At 66.1% G+C, this 19,880-nt stretch carries 17 protein-coding genes and 6 tRNA genes; 12 read left to right on the forward strand and 11 right to left on the reverse strand.

Features of this window, described 5'->3' with window-relative positions:
- Positions 1-82: 82 nt before the first annotated feature.
- From HPA02_RS15970 to ccoN, 9 genes are all read right to left on the reverse strand, one after another.
- The gene (locus HPA02_RS15970) at positions 83-820 is read right to left on the reverse strand and encodes a sulfite exporter TauE/SafE family protein (RefSeq protein ID WP_146804203.1); all 738 of its coding nucleotides are present in this window, start codon (positions 818-820) and stop codon (positions 83-85) included.
- Entirely contained in the window at positions 820-1,071 is a 252-nt protein-coding gene (gene ccoS / locus HPA02_RS15975) for a cbb3-type cytochrome oxidase assembly protein CcoS (protein WP_146804204.1), read from the reverse strand. Before ccoS ends, HPA02_RS15970 begins: the two co-directional genes overlap by 1 nt.
- A complete protein-coding gene (locus HPA02_RS15980; RefSeq protein ID WP_146804205.1) occupies positions 1,068-3,533 on the reverse strand; it encodes a heavy metal translocating P-type ATPase in 2,466 nt (821 codons plus the stop codon). Before HPA02_RS15980 ends, ccoS begins: the two co-directional genes overlap by 4 nt.
- A gap of 7 nt (positions 3,534-3,540) precedes the next feature.
- Entirely contained in the window at positions 3,541-4,056 is a 516-nt protein-coding gene (locus HPA02_RS15985) for a FixH family protein (protein WP_244945948.1), read from the reverse strand.
- Between the two features lie 4 nt (positions 4,057-4,060).
- Entirely contained in the window at positions 4,061-5,503 is a 1,443-nt protein-coding gene (gene ccoG / locus HPA02_RS15990) for a cytochrome c oxidase accessory protein CcoG (protein WP_244945949.1), read from the reverse strand.
- Between the two features lie 117 nt (positions 5,504-5,620).
- Positions 5,621-6,544 (reverse strand): cytochrome-c oxidase, cbb3-type subunit III, encoded by a 924-nt coding sequence (ccoP, locus tag HPA02_RS15995; RefSeq protein WP_146804207.1) that lies wholly within the window; start codon positions 6,542-6,544, stop codon positions 5,621-5,623.
- Positions 6,541-6,753: a cbb3-type cytochrome oxidase subunit 3 gene (locus HPA02_RS16000; protein WP_146804208.1), complete on the reverse strand. Its 213-nt coding sequence runs from the start codon at positions 6,751-6,753 to the stop codon at positions 6,541-6,543. Before HPA02_RS16000 ends, ccoP begins: the two co-directional genes overlap by 4 nt.
- A gap of 2 nt (positions 6,754-6,755) precedes the next feature.
- Positions 6,756-7,364 carry a cytochrome-c oxidase, cbb3-type subunit II gene (ccoO, locus tag HPA02_RS16005; RefSeq protein ID WP_146804209.1) on the reverse strand — a complete coding sequence of 203 codons (609 nt, stop codon included), beginning with the start codon at positions 7,362-7,364 and terminating at the stop codon, positions 6,756-6,758.
- A 22-nt stretch (positions 7,365-7,386) separates the two neighbouring features.
- Complete coding sequence (ccoN, locus tag HPA02_RS16010; protein ID WP_146804210.1) at positions 7,387-8,808, reverse strand: cytochrome-c oxidase, cbb3-type subunit I; 1,422 nt, start codon at positions 8,806-8,808, stop codon at positions 7,387-7,389.
- A 178-nt stretch (positions 8,809-8,986) separates the two neighbouring features.
- On the opposite strand from ccoN, the gene HPA02_RS16015 reads away from it, so the two are divergent.
- From HPA02_RS16015 to HPA02_RS16060, 10 genes are all read left to right on the forward strand, one after another.
- Complete coding sequence (locus tag HPA02_RS16015) at positions 8,987-9,742, forward strand: alpha/beta family hydrolase (RefSeq protein WP_307725139.1); 756 nt, start codon at positions 8,987-8,989, stop codon at positions 9,740-9,742.
- A gap of 140 nt (positions 9,743-9,882) precedes the next feature.
- Positions 9,883-9,958, forward strand: a tRNA-Val gene (locus tag HPA02_RS16020).
- A 40-nt stretch (positions 9,959-9,998) separates the two neighbouring features.
- Positions 9,999-10,075: transfer RNA gene (locus tag HPA02_RS16025), tRNA-Asp, on the forward strand.
- 53 nt (positions 10,076-10,128) lie between these two features.
- Positions 10,129-10,205 (forward strand) — tRNA-Asp (locus tag HPA02_RS16030).
- Between the two features lie 39 nt (positions 10,206-10,244).
- Positions 10,245-10,321 (forward strand) — tRNA-Val (locus HPA02_RS16035).
- A 3-nt stretch (positions 10,322-10,324) separates the two neighbouring features.
- Positions 10,325-10,401: transfer RNA gene (locus HPA02_RS16040), tRNA-Asp, on the forward strand.
- Positions 10,402-10,668: 267 nt separating this feature from the next.
- Positions 10,669-12,612, forward strand: coding sequence for an FAD-dependent oxidoreductase (locus tag HPA02_RS16045; protein WP_442861996.1), 1,944 nt, complete (start codon positions 10,669-10,671; stop codon positions 12,610-12,612).
- Between the two features lie 257 nt (positions 12,613-12,869).
- Complete coding sequence (locus HPA02_RS16050; RefSeq protein ID WP_146804212.1) at positions 12,870-14,792, forward strand: PrkA family serine protein kinase; 1,923 nt, start codon at positions 12,870-12,872, stop codon at positions 14,790-14,792.
- 110 nt (positions 14,793-14,902) lie between these two features.
- Positions 14,903-16,186: a YeaH/YhbH family protein gene (locus HPA02_RS16055; protein ID WP_146804213.1), complete on the forward strand. Its 1,284-nt coding sequence runs from the start codon at positions 14,903-14,905 to the stop codon at positions 16,184-16,186.
- 20 nt (positions 16,187-16,206) lie between these two features.
- Positions 16,207-17,763 (forward strand): SpoVR family protein, encoded by a 1,557-nt coding sequence (locus HPA02_RS16060; protein ID WP_146804214.1) that lies wholly within the window; start codon positions 16,207-16,209, stop codon positions 17,761-17,763.
- Positions 17,764-17,842: 79 nt separating this feature from the next.
- On the opposite strand, the gene HPA02_RS16065 is transcribed toward HPA02_RS16060, so the two are convergent.
- Positions 17,843-18,157 carry a high-potential iron-sulfur protein gene (locus tag HPA02_RS16065; RefSeq protein WP_146804215.1) on the reverse strand — a complete coding sequence of 105 codons (315 nt, stop codon included), beginning with the start codon at positions 18,155-18,157 and terminating at the stop codon, positions 17,843-17,845.
- 302 nt (positions 18,158-18,459) lie between these two features.
- Here HPA02_RS16065 and HPA02_RS16070 point away from each other — a divergent pair, with 302 nt between their 5' ends.
- Entirely contained in the window at positions 18,460-18,735 is a 276-nt protein-coding gene (locus HPA02_RS16070; protein ID WP_146804216.1) for an Lrp/AsnC family transcriptional regulator, read from the forward strand.
- Between the two features lie 66 nt (positions 18,736-18,801).
- Entirely contained in the window at positions 18,802-19,659 is an 858-nt protein-coding gene (locus HPA02_RS16075; protein WP_146804217.1) for a DNA/RNA non-specific endonuclease, read from the forward strand.
- Between the two features lie 93 nt (positions 19,660-19,752).
- Here the strand turns inward: HPA02_RS16075 and HPA02_RS16080 are convergent.
- Positions 19,753-19,839: transfer RNA gene (locus HPA02_RS16080), tRNA-Leu, on the reverse strand.
- Positions 19,840-19,880: the final 41 nt, after the last annotated feature.

The following is a 19,880-nucleotide window of genomic DNA, read 5'->3' on the forward strand; positions in this document are numbered from 1 at the left end:
AGCAGGCTCCACAGCTGCCAGAGGGCGAAGGCGATAATCGATAGCGCCGCCAGGGTTCGGGGTTAGTGCGAGAGGGTGACGATCAGTGCGAGTGGTCACTCGGCGCTGGCGGATGGGTGGCATGGGCATCGGCCTGGGGCAGCAGGCTCCACAGCTGCCAGAGGGCGAAGGCGATAATCGACAGCGCCGCCAGGGTTCGGGTGGCCGGGTGACGAATCAGGTTGCCCAGGCTGCGCGCCGCCAGCCCCGTGGCCAGCAGGGCCGGCAGGGTGCCGAGGCCGAAGGCCAGCATCAGCAGGGCGCCCTGGAGGGGCTCCCCCGTGGCCAGGCTCCAGGCCAGCATGGAGTAGACCAGGCCACAAGGCAGCCAGCCCCAGATCGCCCCCAGGACGGTGGCCTGGGGCAGGCTGACCACCGGCATCAGGCGGCGGCCGAGCGGCTCCAGGTGGCGCCACAGGCGGCGGCCCAGGGCCTCGATGCGCAGCAGCCCCTTCCACCAGTCGGCGATATACAGCGCCATCAGGATCAGCATCAGTGCCGCCAGCCCCTGCAGGACCAGGCGCAGGCCGTCGTGGGCGGTGCCCACCAGGGTGCCGAGGCCGGCCACCAGGGCCCCGGCCAGCATATAGCTGGCGACGCGCCCCAGGTTGTAGCCCAGCAGCAGGCCGCCGAGGCGGGCGGGGGAGCGCATGCTGGGGGGCACGGCGAAGGTCAGGGCGCTCATGATGCCGCCGCACATGCCGATGCAGTGAGCGCCGCCGAGCAGGCCGAAGACGAAGGCCGCCGCCAGTGGCGGCAGGCCCAGGCCGGTGGGATCCATTAGCGGGGCGGCTCCGGGTCGTCGTCGCTGGCCGTCTTTCCCGCCGAACGACCGGTCTCGTCATCATTCGCGGGCTCGCCCTGGCCCTGCTGCTCCCTGGGCCGGTCGTTCTCGTCCTCGTCGAAGAGGATGCGATAGGCGGGACCCTCCAGGTCCTCGAACTGGTCGTTCTTGACCGCCCAGAAGAAGGCCCAGATGGCCAGGCTCAGCAGGATCAGGCTCAGCGGAATCAGCAGGTAGAGGATGCTCATGCGGGCTCCACTCGGGGGGCGGGAGAAGGCGTCGGCGGTGCGTCCAGGCGCATGCGACCCAGGCGCAGGGCGTTACCCACCACCACCAGGGAACTGGCCGACATGCCCAGGGCGGCGACCCAGGGCGGCACGATGCCGAGGGCGGCGATCGGCAGGGCGGTGAAATTGTAGATGACCGACCAGATCAGGTTCTGCCGGATGATGCGGCGGGTCGCCCGGGCGATGGTGATCGCCTCGGCGATACGCAGCAGGCGTGGGCTCAAGAGTATCGCGTCGGCGCGGGTGCGGGCCAGGTCGGTGGCGCCATTCATGGCGATGGAGACATCGGCCCCGGCCAGCACCGGCACGTCGTTGATGCCGTCACCGATCATCACCACCGTCTCGCCCCGGGCCTGCAGCTCGCGCAGGTGCTCGAGTTTGGTCTCGGGGCCGGCGCCGCCCCGCCAGGTGTCGATGCCCGCCCGGGCAGCCAGCTCGGCCACGGCCTCGGGGCGATCCCCGGAGAGCAGCTCCACCGCCAGCCCCTGGGCGCGCAGGGCGGCGATGGTGGCCACCGCATCCTCGCGCAGACCGTCATGCAGGGCGAACCACGCCAGGGGCTCGCCGTCGCGGGCCAGCAGCAACCACTGGCCCTCGCCCGGTGCCGCGGGGGCCTGGGGGCTGGCGAAGTCGGGGGTGCCGAGGCGGTAGTGGCGACCCTCGATGGTGCCCTCCAGCCCCTGGCCGGGGTGGCTGGTCACCTGCCGGGCCTGCAGGGTGGCCTCCCGGTAGGGCCCGAAGGCGCGGGCGATGGGGTGCTCGGAGTGAGCCTCCAGGGCCGCCGCCAGGCGCCGGGCGGTGGTCTCGTCGGCGTCGCCCAGAGGGCGAGTCTCGACCAGGCGCATGGCCCCCTGGGTCAGGGTGCCGGTCTTGTCGAAGACCACCCGGGTCGCCTGGGAGAGTCCCTCCACGGCATCGGCGCGGGTCATCAGCACGCCGCGACGACGCAACTGGCCGTGGCCGGCGGTCAGCGCCGTGGGGGTGGCCAGGGCCAGGGCGCAGGGGCAGGTCACCACCAGTACCGAGAGGGTCACCCAGAAGGCCCGGTCGGGATCGATCAGCCACCACGCCACGGCCACCCCCAGGGTGATCAGCAGGGTGGTGAGCACGAAGTGGTGAGCCGCGCGCTGTGCCAGCAGGGCGATCCGTGGCCGGCTGGCGAAGGCGCGGTCGGTGAGGTCGACGATGCGCGCCACCCGTGCCGCCTGGCCGGGATGGGTGACCCGTACCACCAGGGGGCTCTCGATATTCTGGCTGCCGCCGGTCACGGCCTCGCCCACGCCGCGGGTCACCGGCTGATATTCGCCGGTGAGCATCGACTCGTCGAGGCTCGACCGGCCCTGTTCGATGATACCGTCGGCGGGGACGCCGTGGCCCGGCTTGACCAGCACCCGCTCGCCCTCGCCGAGGCGGCTGGCGGGCAGGATGCGCTCGCTGCCGTCCGCTTCCAGGCGGATGGCGGAGAGCGGCAGGACCCCGGCGAGCTGGTTGCCGCTATGGCCGCTGCGGCGGCGGGCGCGGGTCTCCACGTAGCGGCCGAAGAGCAGGAAGAAGGTGAACATGGTCACCGAATCGAAGTAGACCTCGTCGCTGCCGACGAGCATCGCATAGGCGCTGGCCAGGTAGGCGCCGCCGATGGCGATGGCCACTGACACGTCCATGCCCAGCAAGCGGGTGCGCAGATCGCGCAGCGCATTGCGGAAGAAGGGCAGCGCCGAGAAGCCCACCACCGGGGTGGCCAGGGCGAAGGAGAGCCAGTGGAAGAGGGCATGGAAGCCGTCGGTGAGCTCCCCGGGGTCACTGATGTAGAGGGGCACCGAGAACATCATCACCTGCATCATGGCCACGGCGGCGACGATCAGGCGACGCACGTTCATGCGCTCCTCGTGGTGCAGGCGGCGCTGGGCCTCGTCGGGTTCGTAGGGCTGGGCGCCGTAGCCGATGGCGGCCAGCTCGGCGAGGATCCGCGATAGCCTGAGGCGTGTCGGATCCCAGACCACCCGCAGGCGGTGGTGGCTGAGGTTGACGGCGCTCTCCTCCAGGCCCTCCAGGGCATTGAGGCGATGCTCGATCAGCCAGGCGCAGGCGGCACAGGTGATGCCCTCTACCGACAGGGTGGTGGCCAGCCAGTCGCCCTGGGGGTGCACGAAGTCGCGCTGCAGCGCCGGGTCGTCGAAGACGGCCCAGGTCTCGCTGGGGGGTAGCTGGCGCTCGTCGGGACGTTCCGGGAGTTCGGTGCGGAAGCGGTAGTAGCTGGACAGGCCACCCTCGACGATGGCGTGAGCCACCGCCTCGCAGCCGGGGCAGCAGAGGGGGTGGGCCTGCTCATCGATGCGGATGCGCCAGGGGGCTCCCTCGGGCACCCGGCTGCCGCAGTGATAGCAGGCCTCGACGGGGGCACCCTCGACCTCGGGATGGCTCATGGGCGACCTAGCGCTGGGAGAGGCCCGGCGTCAGTACGATGTCCCCCTGCGCCGGGAAGCGGGCCTCGCCGGTCAGGCGCCACTCCGCCGTCTCCTGACCCGCCGGCTGCAGGTGCAGGTACCAGCGGTGCTGCAGCTGGCGCTCGAGTTGCCCCACATAGTGGCCGTCGCGCTGGTGGTGAAGCAGGGCGGTATGGTCACGATCATCCTCGGTGGGGAAGATCAGCTCGAGGAGCAGCATCTCGGGACGCGCGTCGCCTTCCAGGGTGACGCTGATATCGCCGCTGAGGTCGTCGACCGCCAACTGAGCCTCCAGGCCCAGGTCGGCGGCGCGCTGCTGCTTGGCGAGCACCATGTTGATGGCGCGGCCATGCTTGTAGTAGTCCTCCTGCACCATGCCATCGAAGCTGCGGATCGACATCACCAAGAAGGTGGTGCCCATGGCAAAGGACCAGAGCAGGATGCCGATCAGGAACCAGGGCCAGAACTGCTTGTACCAGGGGGGGATGCTGTGACTACCCACGAGACTATCTCCTGATCTGTCCGATAAAGCGCGTATCGCGCGTCTGTTGTACCGAGTCATCTTCCAGGGACTGCAGGCGAATCTCGATGGGATGACTGGGTTGCTCGAGGGCCTCGGCATCGGCTCGCAGTTCCAGCACCAGGTTGCGACTGTTGTTGGCGTCGATGCGAATCCGCTCGTCACCGACCAGGGTCAGTCCCGCCAGCCCCGCGACGGAAACCCGGTAGGTGTGGGGGCGGTTGTCGAGGTTGCGAATCGTCAGCGTATAGAGGTTGCTGACCTGGCCCTCCCGGGTCAGCTGGTAGAGCTGCTGGCGGTCTCGTTCGATCTCGAATTCCAGGGGGATGCGGCCGGCCAGGGCCCAGATCAGCAGGCCGATCATCACCACCAGGGCGGCCAGATACCCGAGCAGGCGGGGGCGCAGCAGGTGGGTCTTGCCGTCGGCCAGCTGATGCTCGGTGGTGTAGCGCACCAGCCCGCGGGGATAGCCCATCTTGTCCATGACGCTGTCGCAGGCGTCGATGCAGGCGGCGCAGGTGATGCACTCGTACTGCAGGCCATCGCGGATATCGATGCCGGTGGGGCACACCTGCACGCAGAGATCGCAGTCGATGCAGTCGCCATGCCCGGCCTCCCGAGCCTGCTCATGGCTGAGGCCGCGCTTGCGGGCACCGCGAGGCTCGCCCCGGGCCGCATCGTAGGAGACCACCAGGGTATCGCTATCGAACATCACCGACTGGAAGCGGGCATAGGGGCACATATAGAGGCACACCTGCTCGCGCAGCCAGCCGGCATTGAGGTAGGTGAAGACGGTGAAGAAGCCGACCCAGAACAGCGCCCAGCCGCCCACGCTGAGGGCGAGGAAGTCGCCGACGAGTTCGCGGATCGGGGTGAAGTAGCCGACGAAGGTGGCGCCGGTGGCGAAGGCGATGGCCAGCCAGGCGACATGCTTGGCGCCCTTGCGCCATAGCTTGTCGAGGCTCCAGGGGGCCTTGTCGAGCTTGATGCGGCGATTGCGTGGCCCCTCCAGGCGATGTTCCAGCCAGATATAGAGGAAGGTCCAGACGCTCTGCGGGCAGGTGTAGCCGCACCACACCCGGCCGGCGAAGACGGTGATCAGGAACAGGCCGAAGGCGCAGATGATCAGGATCCACGACAGCAGCATGAATTCCTGGGGATAGAAGGTGCCGCCGAAGATATGGAACTCCCGGGAGGGGAGGTCGAACCAGATCGCCGGGCGATCGCCCCAAGTCACCCAGGGCATGCCGAAGAACAGCGCCATCAGGGCCCAGTTGGCAGCGCGTCGCAGGCGCTGGAAGAGGCCCTTGATCTCGCGCACATAGATATGCCGGCGCTTGGCGTACATCTCCTGTTGTACGGCCTGGGCGGGGTCGTGCTGGCCGACCCCGGACGAGGTGACATCGCGTGCAGGTATCCGGTCTGACATGGGCTTACCACAGCTGGGGCGCGGGGCGCCGGAGAGAAGAGTAACCGCAGTAGTGTAATCGACCCAGAGGGGGGAGAAGAGCGGGTGCGACGGCCGACCGCACCCGCTCGAGGGGGCTTAGTTGCTCAGGCTGTAGACGTAGGCGGCCACCAGGTGCACCTTGTCCTCGCCGATATAGGCGGCCTGGGCCGGCATATGGCCGTTACGACCATTGCGCAGGGTCTGGCGCACCGCATCGGCGACGCTCTGTCCCGGCGCCAGGTAGAGCCAGGTGTCATCGGTCAGGTTGGGTGCCCCGAGGGCGGTGTTGCCGGTGCCGTTGGGGCCGTGGCAGGCCGCGCAGCTGGCGGTGAACACCGACTGACCGTGCTCGGCGCGCTCGGCGTCGTGCTCCAGGCCGGAGAGGGACAGCACGTGCTGGGTCAGGTTCTCGATGTTTTCCTCGCCGAGCTGCTGCCAGGAGGGCATCAGGCCGTTACGCCCGTTGGCGATGGTATGCACGATATTCTCCGGCTCGCCCCCGTAGAGCCAGTCGTCATCGGTCAGGTTGGGGAAGCCGTAACCGCCCTGGGCATTGGAGCCGTGGCAGATGGCGCAGTTGTTGAGGAAGATGCGCTCGGCGACCCGCATGGCGTCGCCATCCTGGGCCAGCTCGGGAATCGGCACCTCTTCGTACTGGGCGAAGATCGGCGCGTAACGCTCCTCGGCCTGGGCCATCTCGCGCTCCCACTGATTCACCTGGTTCCAGCCCAGGATGCCCTGGAAGTTGCCCAGCCCCGGGTAGAGCACCAGGTAACCCAGCGAGAAGATCACGGTACCGACGAAGAGCATGAACCACCAGCGCGGCAGGGGGTTGTCATACTCCTCGATGCCGTCGGCGGCATGGCCGGTGGTGCCGACGTTACCCTCGGCATCCGGTTGCTTGTCGGTCTTGCGGTTGGCGAACAGCACCCAGGCACAGAAGACGATGGTGCCGAGGGTGATGACGATGATCCAGGCACTCCAGAAGCCGGAGAGGGAGTCGTCCCAAAGGTTGCTCATCTGTTCTTGTCTCCCCTGTCGTGTCGGGAATCGGCCTCGTTCCTCGAGGCCTGGTCACGGTTTGGCATCTCATCATCATCGGCGAAGGGCAAGTTGGCGGCTTCGTCGAAGTCCTTCTTGCGGCGCCTCGAGTAGGCCCAGGCCACGATGCCGAGAAAGGCGATCAGTATCAGCAGGGCGGTGATGCCTCGAAAGGTCCCCATATCCATGATCAGCGAGTGCCTTCGATCACGGTGCCGAGCTGCTGCAGGTAGGCGACCAGGGCGGTGATCTCCTGCTCCCCACGCACCTCGCGGCCGGCGCCCTCGATCTGCTCGTCGGTATACGGCACGCCCATGCTCTGCAGGGCACGCATCTTGCGCTCGGTGGACTGGCCGTCGAGGGTGTTCTCGAACAGCCAGGGGTAGGCCGGCATGATCGACTCGGGCACGACATCACGCGGGTTGTAGAGGTGCGCCCGGTGCCAGTCGTCGCTGTAGCGGCCACCGACGCGGGCCAGGTCCGGGCCGGTCCGCTTGGAGCCCCACAGGAAGGGGTGATCGTAGACGAACTCGCCGGCCACGCTGTAGTGACCATAGCGCTCGGTCTCGGCGCGGAAGGGGCGGATCATCTGCGAGTGACAGCCCACGCAGCCCTCGCGAATGTAGATGTCACGCCCTTCCAGCTCCAGGGGGGAGAGGGGCTCGAGCCCCTCCACCGCCTGGGTGGTGTCCTTCTGGAAGAACAGCGGCACGATCTCGGCCAGGCCGCCGAAGCTGATCACCACCAGGATCAGGACCGACAACAGACCAACGTTCTTTTCGACAATCTCGTGTTTCATCGGTGTCTCGTTCTCCGTTGGCTCAGGCGGCTTGCGGGATGGCGCCGCGCTCTTCGCTGCGCTTGACGGTCATGTAGACGTTGTAGGCCATGATCAGCATGCCGGTGACCCAGAACAGGCCGCCCACCCAGCGCACGATGTAGCCCGGACCGCTGGCCTCGACGGCCTCGATAAAGGTGTACATCAGGGTGCCGTCGGGGTTGACCGCACGCCACATCAGGCCCTGCAGGATGCCGTTGACCCACATGGCGGCGATATACAGCACGGTGCCGATGGTGGAGAGCCAGAAGTGCACGGCGATCAGCTTCACGGAGTGCATCTCGGTGCCGCCGAACAGGCGCGGGATCAGGTGATACATGGAGCCGATGGAGATCATCGCCACCCAGCCCAGGGCGCCGGCGTGGACGTGACCGATGGTCCAGTCGGTGTAGTGGGAGAGGGCGTTGACGGTCTTCACCGCCATCATCGGCCCCTCGAAGGTGGACATGCCGTAGAAGGAGAGGGCCACCACCAGGAAACGCAGGGTCGGGTCGGTGCGCAGCTTATGCCAGGCCCCGGAGAGGGTCATCATGCCGTTGATCATGCCGCCCCAGGAGGGCGCCAGCAGGATGATTGACATCACCATGCCCACGGACTGCGCCCAGTCGGGAAGGGCGGTGTAGTGCAGGTGGTGCGCACCGGCCCACATGTAGGTGGTGATCAGCGCCCAGAAGTGCACGATGGACAGACGATAGGAGTAGATCGGACGCTCGGCCTGCTTGGGCACGAAGTAGTACATCATGCCAAGGAAGCCGGCAGTCAGGAAGAAGCCCACTGCGTTGTGGCCCCACCACCACTGCACCATGGCGTCGATGGCACCTGGGTAGATGGAGTAGGAGTTGAAGGCTTCCACCGGAATCGCCAGGTTATTGACGATATGCAGCACCGCGATGGTGAGGATAAAGGCAGCATAGAACCAGTTGGCCACATAGATATGCGACGTCTTGCGCTGCTTGATGGTGCCCAGGAAGACGATGGCATAACTGACCCAGACCACGGCGATCAGGATATTGATCGGCCACTCCAGCTCGGCGTATTCCTTGGAGGTGGTGAAGCCCATCGGCAGGGTGATGATCGCCGAGATGATGACCGCCTGCCAGCCCCAGAAGGTGAAGGCCGCCAGCTTGTCGGAGATCAGTCGCGTCTGGCAGGTGCGCTGGACCACGTAGTAGGAGGTGGCCATCAGCGCCGAGCCGCCGAAGGCGAAGATCACGGCGTTGGTGTGCAGGGGGCGCAGGCGGCCGAAGCTCGTCCACGGCAGTCCCAGGTTCAGTTCGGGCCAGACCAATTGTGCGGCGAGGATGACACCCAGGCTCATGCCTACGATGCCCCATACCACAGTCATGATCGCGAACTGCCGAACTACCTTGTAATTGTAGGTCGGGTGTTCAAATGCTGTGCTCATGTCAGGTTCCCATCGAACGCGGTGTAGGGGAGACGTCCCGGGTGCCAAGTGTGCCCGAGCGCGACCGCCCGCATGATGATACAGGTCAAGATTCCGGGCGCCGATTCTAGCTCAGCCGGCAGGCAAGCTAAATATGCAAAAATGGCGTATGACCAAATAACGCCCAGAAGGTGTCGCAATGACGATGGCGGAGGCAACGTCGCTTCGACTCAGCGTAGACGAGCTGATCGAGGCCTTGCAGGAGGAGATTGTCGGGCCCTGCGAGGTGGTGGGTGTCGGGCCCCTATGGGTCGCGGGGAGACCACGCCGTGGGCGCCTGCTGCTGGCCCACGGCGCCGGTGCCGGCCAGGATTCCGCCTTTATGGCGGGACTGCGCCAGGCGCTGGCCGCGGCGGGGGTTCAGGCCCTGGGGTTCGAGTTCGAATACATGCGGCGGATGCGTGCCGAGGGACGCCGTCGACCGCCGCCCCGGGTGGAAAAACTGCTGGAGGAGTGGCGCCCCTGGTGCGACATCGTGTCACGCCTGGCGGGGCCGCCCTGTTGGCTGGGCGGCAAATCCATGGGTGGAAGAGTGGCGAGCCTGCTGGCCGCCCGAGAGGCGGTCTCCGGCCTGGTGCTGTGTGGCTATCCCTTCCATCCCCCCGGTAAACCCGAGAAGACTCGCCTGGCCCACTGGCCCGACCTGCGCTGCCCGACCCTGGTGCTGCAGGGGGAGCGGGATCCCTTCGGCACGCGAGCCGAGGTGGAAGGCTACGACCTGTCCGATCGTGCCGAAGTTCACTTCCTGGACGATGGCGACCACGACTGGAAACCACGCAAGGCATCGGGGCTGACCCAGGCGGCGCTGATCGAGGCGGCAGCACGGCGTATCGCGACCAGGCTGGATGGTCGAGCGGCGGGGCGTTCCGCGAAGGTCGGGGCGGGGGGCGACTAGGGACGGGCCAGGGGTGGCGCGGCCTGCCGTCGATTCAGGGACGCGACGAGCCGGCTCGCGGCGGTGCCTTATCGAAAAAATTGCACTGAAGTCGTTGACTTCCCTCGGGGTCTCTGTAGAATGCGTCGCCACGAGTTCAGGGGTGGTTAGCTCAGTTGGAAGAGCACCAGCCTTACAAGCTGGGGGTCACTGGTTCGAGCCCAGTACCACCCACCATCTCGACAGGGAGATGGCTGAAGTCGTAGGAAATGCGAGTGGACCGGTAGTTCAGTTGGTTAGAATGCCGGCCTGTCACGCCGGAGGTCGCGGGTTCGAGTCCCGTCCGGTCCGCCAGTGTTTCCAGATAGCCCGGAAGGCGCTATCGCAGTGCGTAGGTTTGCCCTTGTGGACCGGTAGTTCAGTTGGTTAGAATGCCGGCCTGTCACGCCGGAGGTCGCGGGTTCGAGTCCCGTCCGGTCCGCCACGGGTGACGCCTCGCAGTGCAAATTAGCCTTGTCTACGTGGGTGATTAGCTCAGTTGGTTAGAGCACCAGCCTCACATGCTGGGGGTCACTGGTTCGAATCCGGTATCACCCACCACGCGGACCGGTAGTTCAGTTGGTTAGAATGCCGGCCTGTCACGCCGGAGGTCGCGGGTTCGAGTCCCGTCCGGTCCGCCATCGAGATTCCCGAAACGCCCCAGGTCATCCGGCCTGGGGCGTTTTCGTATTCCTCCCCCTCTTTCTTCGCTTTTGCCTCTATGCTGTAGAGCGGCCGCCGGCCACTGCCTCGGGCCTTGGTCGCACGGCGGCGCTTGTCACCCTCGGCTAGACTGCCATACAGTTGTTTGAATTCGTGTCGCCAACGAGGCCTTGACCGTGACCGACTATCCGAACCTCTTTCGCCCCCTGACCCTGGGCCACCTGACGCTGCCCAATCGCATCCTGATGGGCTCCATGCACACCAACCTCGAGGAGGCGCCCGACGGCTTCGCGCGTCTGGCGGCCTTCTATGCCGAACGAGCCAGGGCCGGCGTTGGCCTGATCGTCACCGGCGGCATCGCGCCCAATCCCGAGGGCGCGGTCTTCGAAGGCGCCGCCAAACTCACCACCGCCGAGGAGGCCGCGGCGCATCGCCAGGTGGTGGAGGCGGTGCATGGCGAGGGTGGGCGCCTCTGCCTGCAGATCCTGCATGCCGGGCGCTACGCCTACTCGCCGGCCCTGGTGGCGCCCTCGGCGCTTCAGGCGCCCATCAACCCTTTCCTGCCGAGGGCCCTGGAGGGTGCCGAGGTGGAGGCGCAGATCGAGGACTATGTGCGCTGTGCCCAGCTGGCCCGTGAGGCCGGCTACGATGGCGTCGAGGTGATGGGCTCCGAGGGCTACCTGATCAACCAGTTTGTCTGCGCCCGTACCAATCACCGCGAGGATGAGTGGGGCGGCAGCTTCGACAAGCGCATCCGCTTCCCGGTGGAGATCGTGCGGCGCATCCGCGAGGCCCTGGGCCCCGACTTCCTGATCATCTTCCGCCTCTCGATGCTCGACCTGGTGGAGGAGGGTAGCAGCTGGCAGGAGGTGGTGGCCCTGGGGCAGGCCGTCGAGGCCGCCGGCGCCAGCCTGATCAATACCGGTATCGGCTGGCACGAGGCGCGGGTGCCGACCATCGTCACCAGCGTGCCCCGGGCCGCCTTCACCGAGGTGACCCGGCGCATGAAGGCGGAGCTGTCGATTCCGCTGGTCACCACCAATCGCATCAATATGCCGGAGGTGGCGGAGCGGGTGCTGGCCGAGGGCCATGCCGACATGGTCTCCATGGCGCGCCCCTTCCTGGCCGACCCCGACTGGGTGGTCAAGGCCGCCGAGGGGCGTCGCGACGAGATCAATACCTGTATCGCCTGTAACCAGGCCTGCCTGGATCACACCTTCGAGGGCAAGCTGACCTCCTGCCTGGTCAACCCGCGGGCCTGCCACGAGACCGAGCTGGTGATCGAGCCTGCCGCCGAGCCCAAGCGCGTGGCGGTGGTGGGGGGTGGCCCCGCCGGCCTGGCGGCGGCGGTGACCGCGGCCCGCCGCGGCCATGAAGTGGTGCTCTTCGAGCGCCGCGCCGAGCTGGGCGGCCAGTTCAACTACGCCCGCAAGATTCCCGGCAAGGAGGAGTTCGACGAGACCCTGCGCTATTACCGGGTGATGCTCGACAAGCACCGGGTCAGGGTGCGCCTCAACAGCGAGCCCTCGGTGCATGAGCTGTCCGGCTTCGATGCGGTGCTGCTGGCCACCGGGGTCAGGCCCCGGGAACTCGACCTGCCGGGCATCGACCACCCCAAGGTGATGAGCTATCCCATGGCCATCGTTCACCCGGAACGGGTGGGGCCGCGGGTCGCGATTATCGGTGCCGGCGGCATCGGCTTCGATGTGGCGGAGTTGCTGACCCATGTCGGGGGGCCGGGCCTGGATCTCGACGCCTGGTGCCGCGAATGGGGGGTGGATCTCGAGGCGCGCGAGCGAGGTGGATTGATGGCGCCGCAGCGTCCCGAGACGCCGCGCCGGGTCTTCCTGCTCCAGCGCAAGGCCTCCAAGCCCGGTAAGGGGCTGGGCAAGACCACCGGCTGGGTGCATCGCGCCTCCCTCAAGCATCGCGGCGTCGAGGCGCTGGCCGGCTGTGACTACGTGGGTATCGATGATGAGGGTCTGCATCTTCGCCTCGACGGTGAGCCGCGTTGCCTCGCGGTGGACAGCATCGTCGTCTGTGCCGGCCAGGAGTCGGTACGTGACCTGCTGGAGCCGCTGCAAGGCGCCGGCGTCCGGGTGCGGCTGATCGGCGGCGCCGACCATGCCGGCGAACTGGATGCCAAGCGCGCCATCGATCAGGGCACCCGCGCCGCCATCGCCCTATAGTTTTCTTAAGTTTTTGTTTCTGCCGACCTTTGCCGCCCCGCGACTGACGGGGCGGCTACCGTCTGTCTGCGCCGAAAGTCGATCGAACCATGGCCACCGACTTGCGTCTTAGGGGGTAGGCCCGAGAGTCGATGCGTTGAATCCCGCGCTTCGGCTTACACCGTCAGCACCTAATGTGAGGGCTACGCTGAGGGTACCCATCTCGGTCGCCGTGAACCTTGTGCGACGCCCGAGTCACCGGGCTTAAGGAGGCTTCGATGAGCATCTTCGATCATGTGCAGAATCGCTACGAGCGGGTTCAGCAGGAGGAAATGAGCCTGCAGGAATACCTCGAGCTGTGTCGCGGCGAGCCCACGGCCTATGCCACCGCCGCCGAGCGCATGCTGGTAGCGATCGGCGAGCCGGAGGTCATCGATACGGCCAAGGACTCCCGGTTGTCGCGAATCTTCTCCAACAAGGTGATTCGGCGTTACCCGGCCTTCTCCGAGTTCTACGGCATGGAGGAGGCCATCGAGCAGATCGTCTCCTACTTCCGCCATGCCGCGCAGGGGCTCGAGGAGCGCAAGCAGATCCTTTACCTGCTGGGGCCGGTGGGGGGTGGTAAGTCGTCTCTGGCCGAGCGTCTCAAGCTGCTGATGGAGAAGGTCCCCTTCTATGCCATCAAGGGCTCGCCGGTCTATGAGTCGCCGTTGGGGCTGTTCTCGCCGGAGGAGGACGGCGAGCTGCTGGAGAAGGAGTACAACATTCCCCGGCGCTACCTGAAGAGCGTGATGTCGCCCTGGGCCGCCAAGCGCCTCAAGGAGTACGGTGGTGATATCTCCCAGTTCCGGGTGGTGCGCCTCTATCCGTCGCGGCTCAACCAAATCGCCATCTCCAAGACCGAGCCCGGCGACGAGAACAACCAGGACATCTCGTCGCTGGTAGGCAAGGTGGATATCCGCCAGCTGGAGATGTACTCCCAGGACGATCCCGACGCCTACAGCTTCTCCGGCGGCCTGTGTCGCTCCAACCAGGGGCTGATGGAGTTCGTCGAGATGTTCAAGGCGCCTATCAAGGTGCTGCATCCGCTGCTCACCGCGACCCAGGAGGGGAACTACAACCCCACCGAGGGCATGGGGGCCATTCCCTTCGACGGGGTGATCCTGGCCCACTCCAACGAGAGCGAATGGCAGACCTTCCGCAACAACCGCAACAACGAGGCCTTCCTCGATCGGGTCTATATCGTCAAGGTGCCCTACTGCCTGAGGGTCACCGAAGAGGTCAAGATCTACCAGAAGCTGCTCGAGCACTCCTCCCTGGCCGAGGCGCCCTGCGCCCCGGATACCCTGCGCATGCTGGCCCAGTTCTCGGTGCTCTCGCGGCTCAAGGAGCCGGAGAACTCCAGCATCTACTCCAAGATGCGGGTCTATGACGGCGAAAACCTCAAGGACACCGACCCCAAGGCCAAATCGATCCAGGAGTACCGGGATTCCGCCGGGGTCGACGAGGGCATGGATGGGCTCTCTACCCGCTTCGCCTTCAAGATCCTCTCCAAGGTGTTCAACTTCGACACCCATGAGGTCGCCGCCAACCCCGTGCACCTGCTCTATGTCCTGGAGCAGCGCCTCGAGCAGGAACAGCTGCCCAAGGAGACCTTCGAGCGCTACCTGCGCTTTATCAAGGAGTTCATGGCGCCGCGCTACGTCGACTTCATCGGCAAGGAGATCCAGACCGCCTACCTGGAGTCCTACTCCGAGTATGGCCAGAACATCTTCGACCGCTACGTGACCTATGCCGACTTCTGGATTCAGGATCAGGAGTATCGGGACCCGGAGACCGGCGAGCTGTTCAACCGCCAGGCCCTCAACGACGAGCTCGAGAAGATCGAGAAGCCGGCGGGGATCTCCAATCCCAAGGACTTCCGTCACGAGGTGGTCAACTTCGTGCTGCGGGCCCGCGCCCAGAACAACGGCATGAACCCCAGCTGGCAGTCCTATGAGAAGCTGCGCGGGGTCATCGAGAAGAAGATGTTCGCCAATACCGAGGAACTGCTGCCGGTCATCTCCTTCAATGCCAAGGCGTCGGCGGCGGACCAGAAGAAGCACGAGGACTTCGTGGCGCGCATGGTGGATCGCGGCTACACCGAGAAACAGGTGCGGCTGCTCTCCGAGTGGTACCTGCGGGTGCGCAAGTCGCAGTAGTCTGACGCCACCGCTACAGGCCCAGTCCGGGGGCGCCGCCCCCGGCAGTCGCCGCGCCCGGTGCCGGCGATGTTCCACGCCGCGGCATCGGGGGCGCAGGGGAGGTCACCATGAGCTATTTCATCGATCGGCGGGCCAATGCCAAGCACAAGAGTGCGGTCAATCGGCAGCGCTTCCTCGATCGCTATCGCACCCATATCAAGCGCTCGGTGGAGGAGGCGGTCAATCGCCGCTCCATCACCGACATGGAGCGCGGCGAGAAGGTCTCGATTCCCTCTCGGGACATCTCCGAGCCGGTCTTCCAGCACGGCCCCGGCGGTAAACGCAGCATCGTCTCCCCGGGCAACAAGGAGTTCGTGGAGGGCGATCGCCTGCGCCGCCCGGGGGGCGGCGGTGGGGGCGGAGGCGCCGGCGAGGGCGGCGCCTCCAACCAGGGCGAGGGCATGGACGAATTCGCCTTCAGCCTGACCCGGGAGGAGTTCCTGGATTTCGTCTTCGATGGCCTGGAGCTGCCCCACCTGGAGCGCAAGCAGCTGGTGGACCTGGAGGAGGTGCGCCCGGTGCGTGCCGGGATCTCCAAGGATGGGGTGCCGGCGCGGATCAATATCGTGCGCTCCATGCGCGAGGCCCAGGCTCGACGCATCGCCATGCGCGCGCCCTTGCGCCGCGCCCTGCGCGAGGCCCTCGAGGCCCTCGAGGCGGAGGAGCGCAAGGACCCGGTGCTGCGCAATCCCTCGCGCATCGAGGCTCTCAAGGAGGAGATCGAGCGGCTGGAGCGGCGTCTCGAGGCGGTGCCCTTTATCGACACCTACGACCTGCGCTACAACCACCTGATCAACCAGCCCCAGCCCTCCAACAAGGCGGTGATGTTCTGCGTGATGGACGTCTCCGGTTCCATGACCCAGGCCCACAAGGACATCGCCAAGCGCTTCTTCCTGTTGCTCTACCTCTTCCTGGAGCGCAACTACGAGAAGGTGGAGCTGGTCTTCGTGCGCCACCATACCGCCGCCAAGGAGGTCGACGAGGAGGAGTTCTTCTACTCCCGGGAGACCGGCGGCACCATCGTCTCCAGTGCCCTGACCCTGGTCGACGAGATCATCACCAAGCGCTATTCGCCGGCTCAGTGGAACCTCTATGTGGCCCAGGCCTCCGACGGTGACAACTGGGACGACGACTCGGTGACCTGTCGCGAACTGATGATGAAGAAGCTGATGCCGCGGCTGCAGTACTTCACCTATGTGGAGATCACCCCCCATGCCCATCAGGCGCTGTGGGAGGAGTACGAGCGGGTCGCGGCGGAGTTTTCCGAGCGCTTCGCCATGCGCCAGATCGTCGAGGCCGGCGATATCTATCCGGTGTTCCGAGAACTGTTCCGGCGTCGGGCCGAGGCCTGAACGGAACCAGGAGGCAGAGCATGACGCGACGCAAGCCCATCGCCACCGGCTCCGACTGGACCTTCGAGACCCTCGAGACCTTCGAGGCCGAGATCGCTCGGCTGGCCGACGAGTATCGCCTGGATACCTACCCCAACCAGATCGAGATCATCACCACCGAGCAGATGATGGATGCCTATGCCAGCGTGGGCATGCCGGTGGGCTACCACCACTGGTCCTTCGGCAAGCAGTTCCTGGCCGTGGAGCAGGCCTATCGGCGTGGCCAGATGGGCCTGGCCTATGAGTTGGTGATCAACTCCGACCCCTGCATCGCCTACCTGATGGAGGAGAATACCCTGATGATGCAGGTGCTGGTGATGGCCCACGCCTGCTACGGCCACAACTCCTTCTTCAAGGGCAACTACCTGTTTCGCACCTGGACCGATGCCAGCTCGATCATCGACTACCTGGTGTTCGCCCGGAAGTACGTGGCGGAGTGCGAGGAGCGTTACGGCGTGACCGCGGTGGAGCAGTTGCTGGACGCCTGTCACGCCCTGCAGAACTACGGGGTGGATCGCTACAAGCGTCCCTCACCGCTCTCCGCCGAAGAGGAAGCACATCGCCAGGCGGAGCGGGAGGCGTACCTGCAGGCTCAGGTCAATACCCTGTGGCGGACCATCCCCCGGCCGGCGGATGGCGAGCCCCTGGCGGAGCCCCACGACGACGAGGAGGACCCGCTGGGCCTGCATGGCGGTGGTCGCTATCCGCCGGAGCCCCAGGAGAACCTGCTCTACTTCATCGAGAAAAATGCCCCCCTGCTGGCGCCCTGGCAGCGCGAGATCGTGCGCATCGTGCGCAAGCTGGCCCAGTACTTCTATCCCCAGCGCCAGACCCAGGTGATGAACGAGGGCTGGGCCACCTTCTGGCATTACACCCTGATGAACCGCCTCTTCGATGAGGGCCTGGTGGACGAGGGGTTGATCCTGGAGTTCCTGCAGTCACATACCGCGGTAGTCAATCAGCCGCCCTTCGACAGCCCCTACTACAGCGGCATCAACCCCTATGCCCTGGGCTTCGCCATGTTCACCGACATCAAGCGGATCTGCGAGGCGCCTACCGCCGAGGATCGCGAGTGGTTCCCGGACATGGCCGGCAGCGACTGGCTGGAGACCCTGCACTTCGCCATGCGCAACTTCAAGGACGAGTCCTTTATCCAGCAGTTCCTGTCCCCCAGGGTGATTCGCGATCTCAAGCTGTTCACCGTGGTGGATGATGACCAGGAGGAGATGCTGGAGGTGGCCGCGATCCACGACGAGCGTGGCTACCAGCGTATCCGCGAGGCACTCTCGGTGCAGTACGCCCTCTCGGTGCGCGAGCCCAATATCCAGGTCTACTCGGCGGATATCCGCGGTGATCGGTCCCTGACCCTGCGCCATGTGCAGGATCGTCGCCGGCCCCTGGCCAAGACGGTCTATCCGGTGATTCGTCACCTGCACCAGCTATGGGGGTTCCCGGTGAAGCTGGAATCGATGGAGGAAAAGGAAGTGGTGCGGCGTTATCAGTGGCCGTTGCCCGAGGGGGCCGAGGGCGGTGGCTGAGGGCGAGAAACGCCGTCGGGGCATCAACGACGAGGGCCCGCGCCGATGGCGCGGGCCCTTTGCCTGAGGAGGGCGGGGCTCAGGGGCGCGCGGCCCAGGCCTGGCACCAGCCTTCCGGCTCGACGCTCTTGCCCGGGAAGAGCTGGCAGGCCTGGTTGCCGTCCTGGAAGAACATGCAGTTGGCGCAATGTTCGCCCTCGGCATACTGGGCGTGGTCGCTGGCGTCGCTGGCCACTTCCACATAGTTGAGGTTCTTGGCCTCGTCGCTGTCGGGGTCGACCCGCGGCAGGCTCTGGGCGAAGGCGCTCTGGGACAGGATGCCGGCGCCCAGGGGCAGGGCGGCCAGGCCCAGCAGGCTGTTGCGCATAAAGTCGCGACGACTCTGATTAGCCATGGTGTCTCCTTACTTCATCTGCGTTCTTTTTGGGGCTTGCCCGTCAGGCGCGGGGCCGGTGGGGCAGGGTCACGGTCGTTAGGCGGGTGGTCCCGCTCTAGGTATGGCGAGTCGAGCTCGCATGAATCTCCGACTCCCCGGCAGTGCAGGAGTTCTGCCTTATCCTAGTCGAAGCCCGGCGAGGGACGCGAATGCCGGTGGCACCGCTGCGGCAATCGGCCGCGGTGAGGCTGGGGCGCTCTCGGCGGCACTGATATACTGGCGCCGAGACTCACCATCATCCAGGGGCGAGGAGAGAGACAATGCAGAACGCGGTGATCCTGATCAATACCGACAAGGGCCAGGTCAAGGCGGTGGCCGAGCGCCTGGCCGACGTGGAAGGCATCAGCGAGGTCTACTCCACCTGTGGGCGTTACGACCTGGTGGCCATCGCGCGCACCCGTAACTTCGAGAGCCTGGCCGAGCTGGTCACCGAGCGGCTCAACGCGGTCGAGGGCATTCGCGACACCGAGACCCTCAATGCCATGCAGGTGCACTCCCGCCATGATCTGGAGACCATGTTCTCGGTGGGTTGGTGACGTCACCGGTCCGAGGGTGAAGGCGCCGGCCATTAGGGCCGGCGCCGTCGATGGATAAGGAAGGGCATGCGCAGAAGGATCTCTCGATGGCGGCGTGGCCTGCGCCAGGTGGGGGTGGGACTGGTGTTCGTCGCCATCAGCAGCGGGCTCTGGTATGCCCAGGAGCAGGAGTACCGCGATCGGCTCAGCTGGATGGGGGTGCCCACCTGGGAGCGTTTGACGCCGACCAACCTGCATCGGGTGCTGCGCAATGACGGCTTCCTGGTCGGCTGGTCGGACCTGCGGGTCAACCCCCTCTGGGTCAGTTACACCCTGCGCGCGGTGGAAAATCCGCGCGCCGCGCCGCGCCCCGACTTCCGGCGCGACTGGCGCGCCCTGTGGCCGATCGCCCCGGACAGCTACTTCGGCAGCGGCTATGATCGCGGCCATCTCGCCCCCAACTACGCCATCGCCGTGGTGCATGGTCGCGAGGCCCAGCGCCAGACCTTCCAGATGAGCAACATGTCGCCCCAGCGGCCCGATCTCAACCGGCGCCTCTGGCAGCGCCTGGAGGAGGTGGTGATCGATCACTTCGTGCCGCGCTTCGGTACGCTGCAGGTGATCACCGGGCCGATCTTTCCCGCGCGCTTCAGGGATAACGTCCTCAACCGGGTGGGCCTGGTGGAGGTGCCCGAGGCCTTCTACAAGATCGTCGTGGTGCCCGGCGACGAGCCCTTGGCGCTGGCCTTTATCATGCCCCAGACGGTGCGCGGCGATGAGCCCCTGGATCGCTACCTGGTGAGCATCGACGAGGTGGAGGCGCGCACCGGCCTGAACTTCTTCCCCAATCTGCCGGCGGCCGAGGCCGGGCGGCTGGAGGGCGGCGTGCGGACTCGGGGCTGGGCGCTGGAGTCGGTGGCCCGGTTGCCGGGGCGTTTCGACTGAGGGGGTGGCCACATGCCCGAATCGCGGGCACAAAAAAACACGCTCGATGGCGTGTGCGGGGCTTGCTATGGATGCTCTTGCGATAAGTAACGATGGTGCCCAGAAGAGGACTTGAACCTCCACGTCCGTAAGGACACTAGCACCTGAAGCTAGCGCGTCTACCAATTCCGCCATCTGGGCAGCGGTCACTCTACTGGAACAACTCGGGATATGATGCGGTG

It is taken from the genome of Bisbaumannia pacifica, from assembly GCF_007989625.1.
In the GTDB taxonomy this organism is placed as follows: domain Bacteria; phylum Pseudomonadota; class Gammaproteobacteria; order Pseudomonadales; family Halomonadaceae; genus Bisbaumannia; species Bisbaumannia pacifica.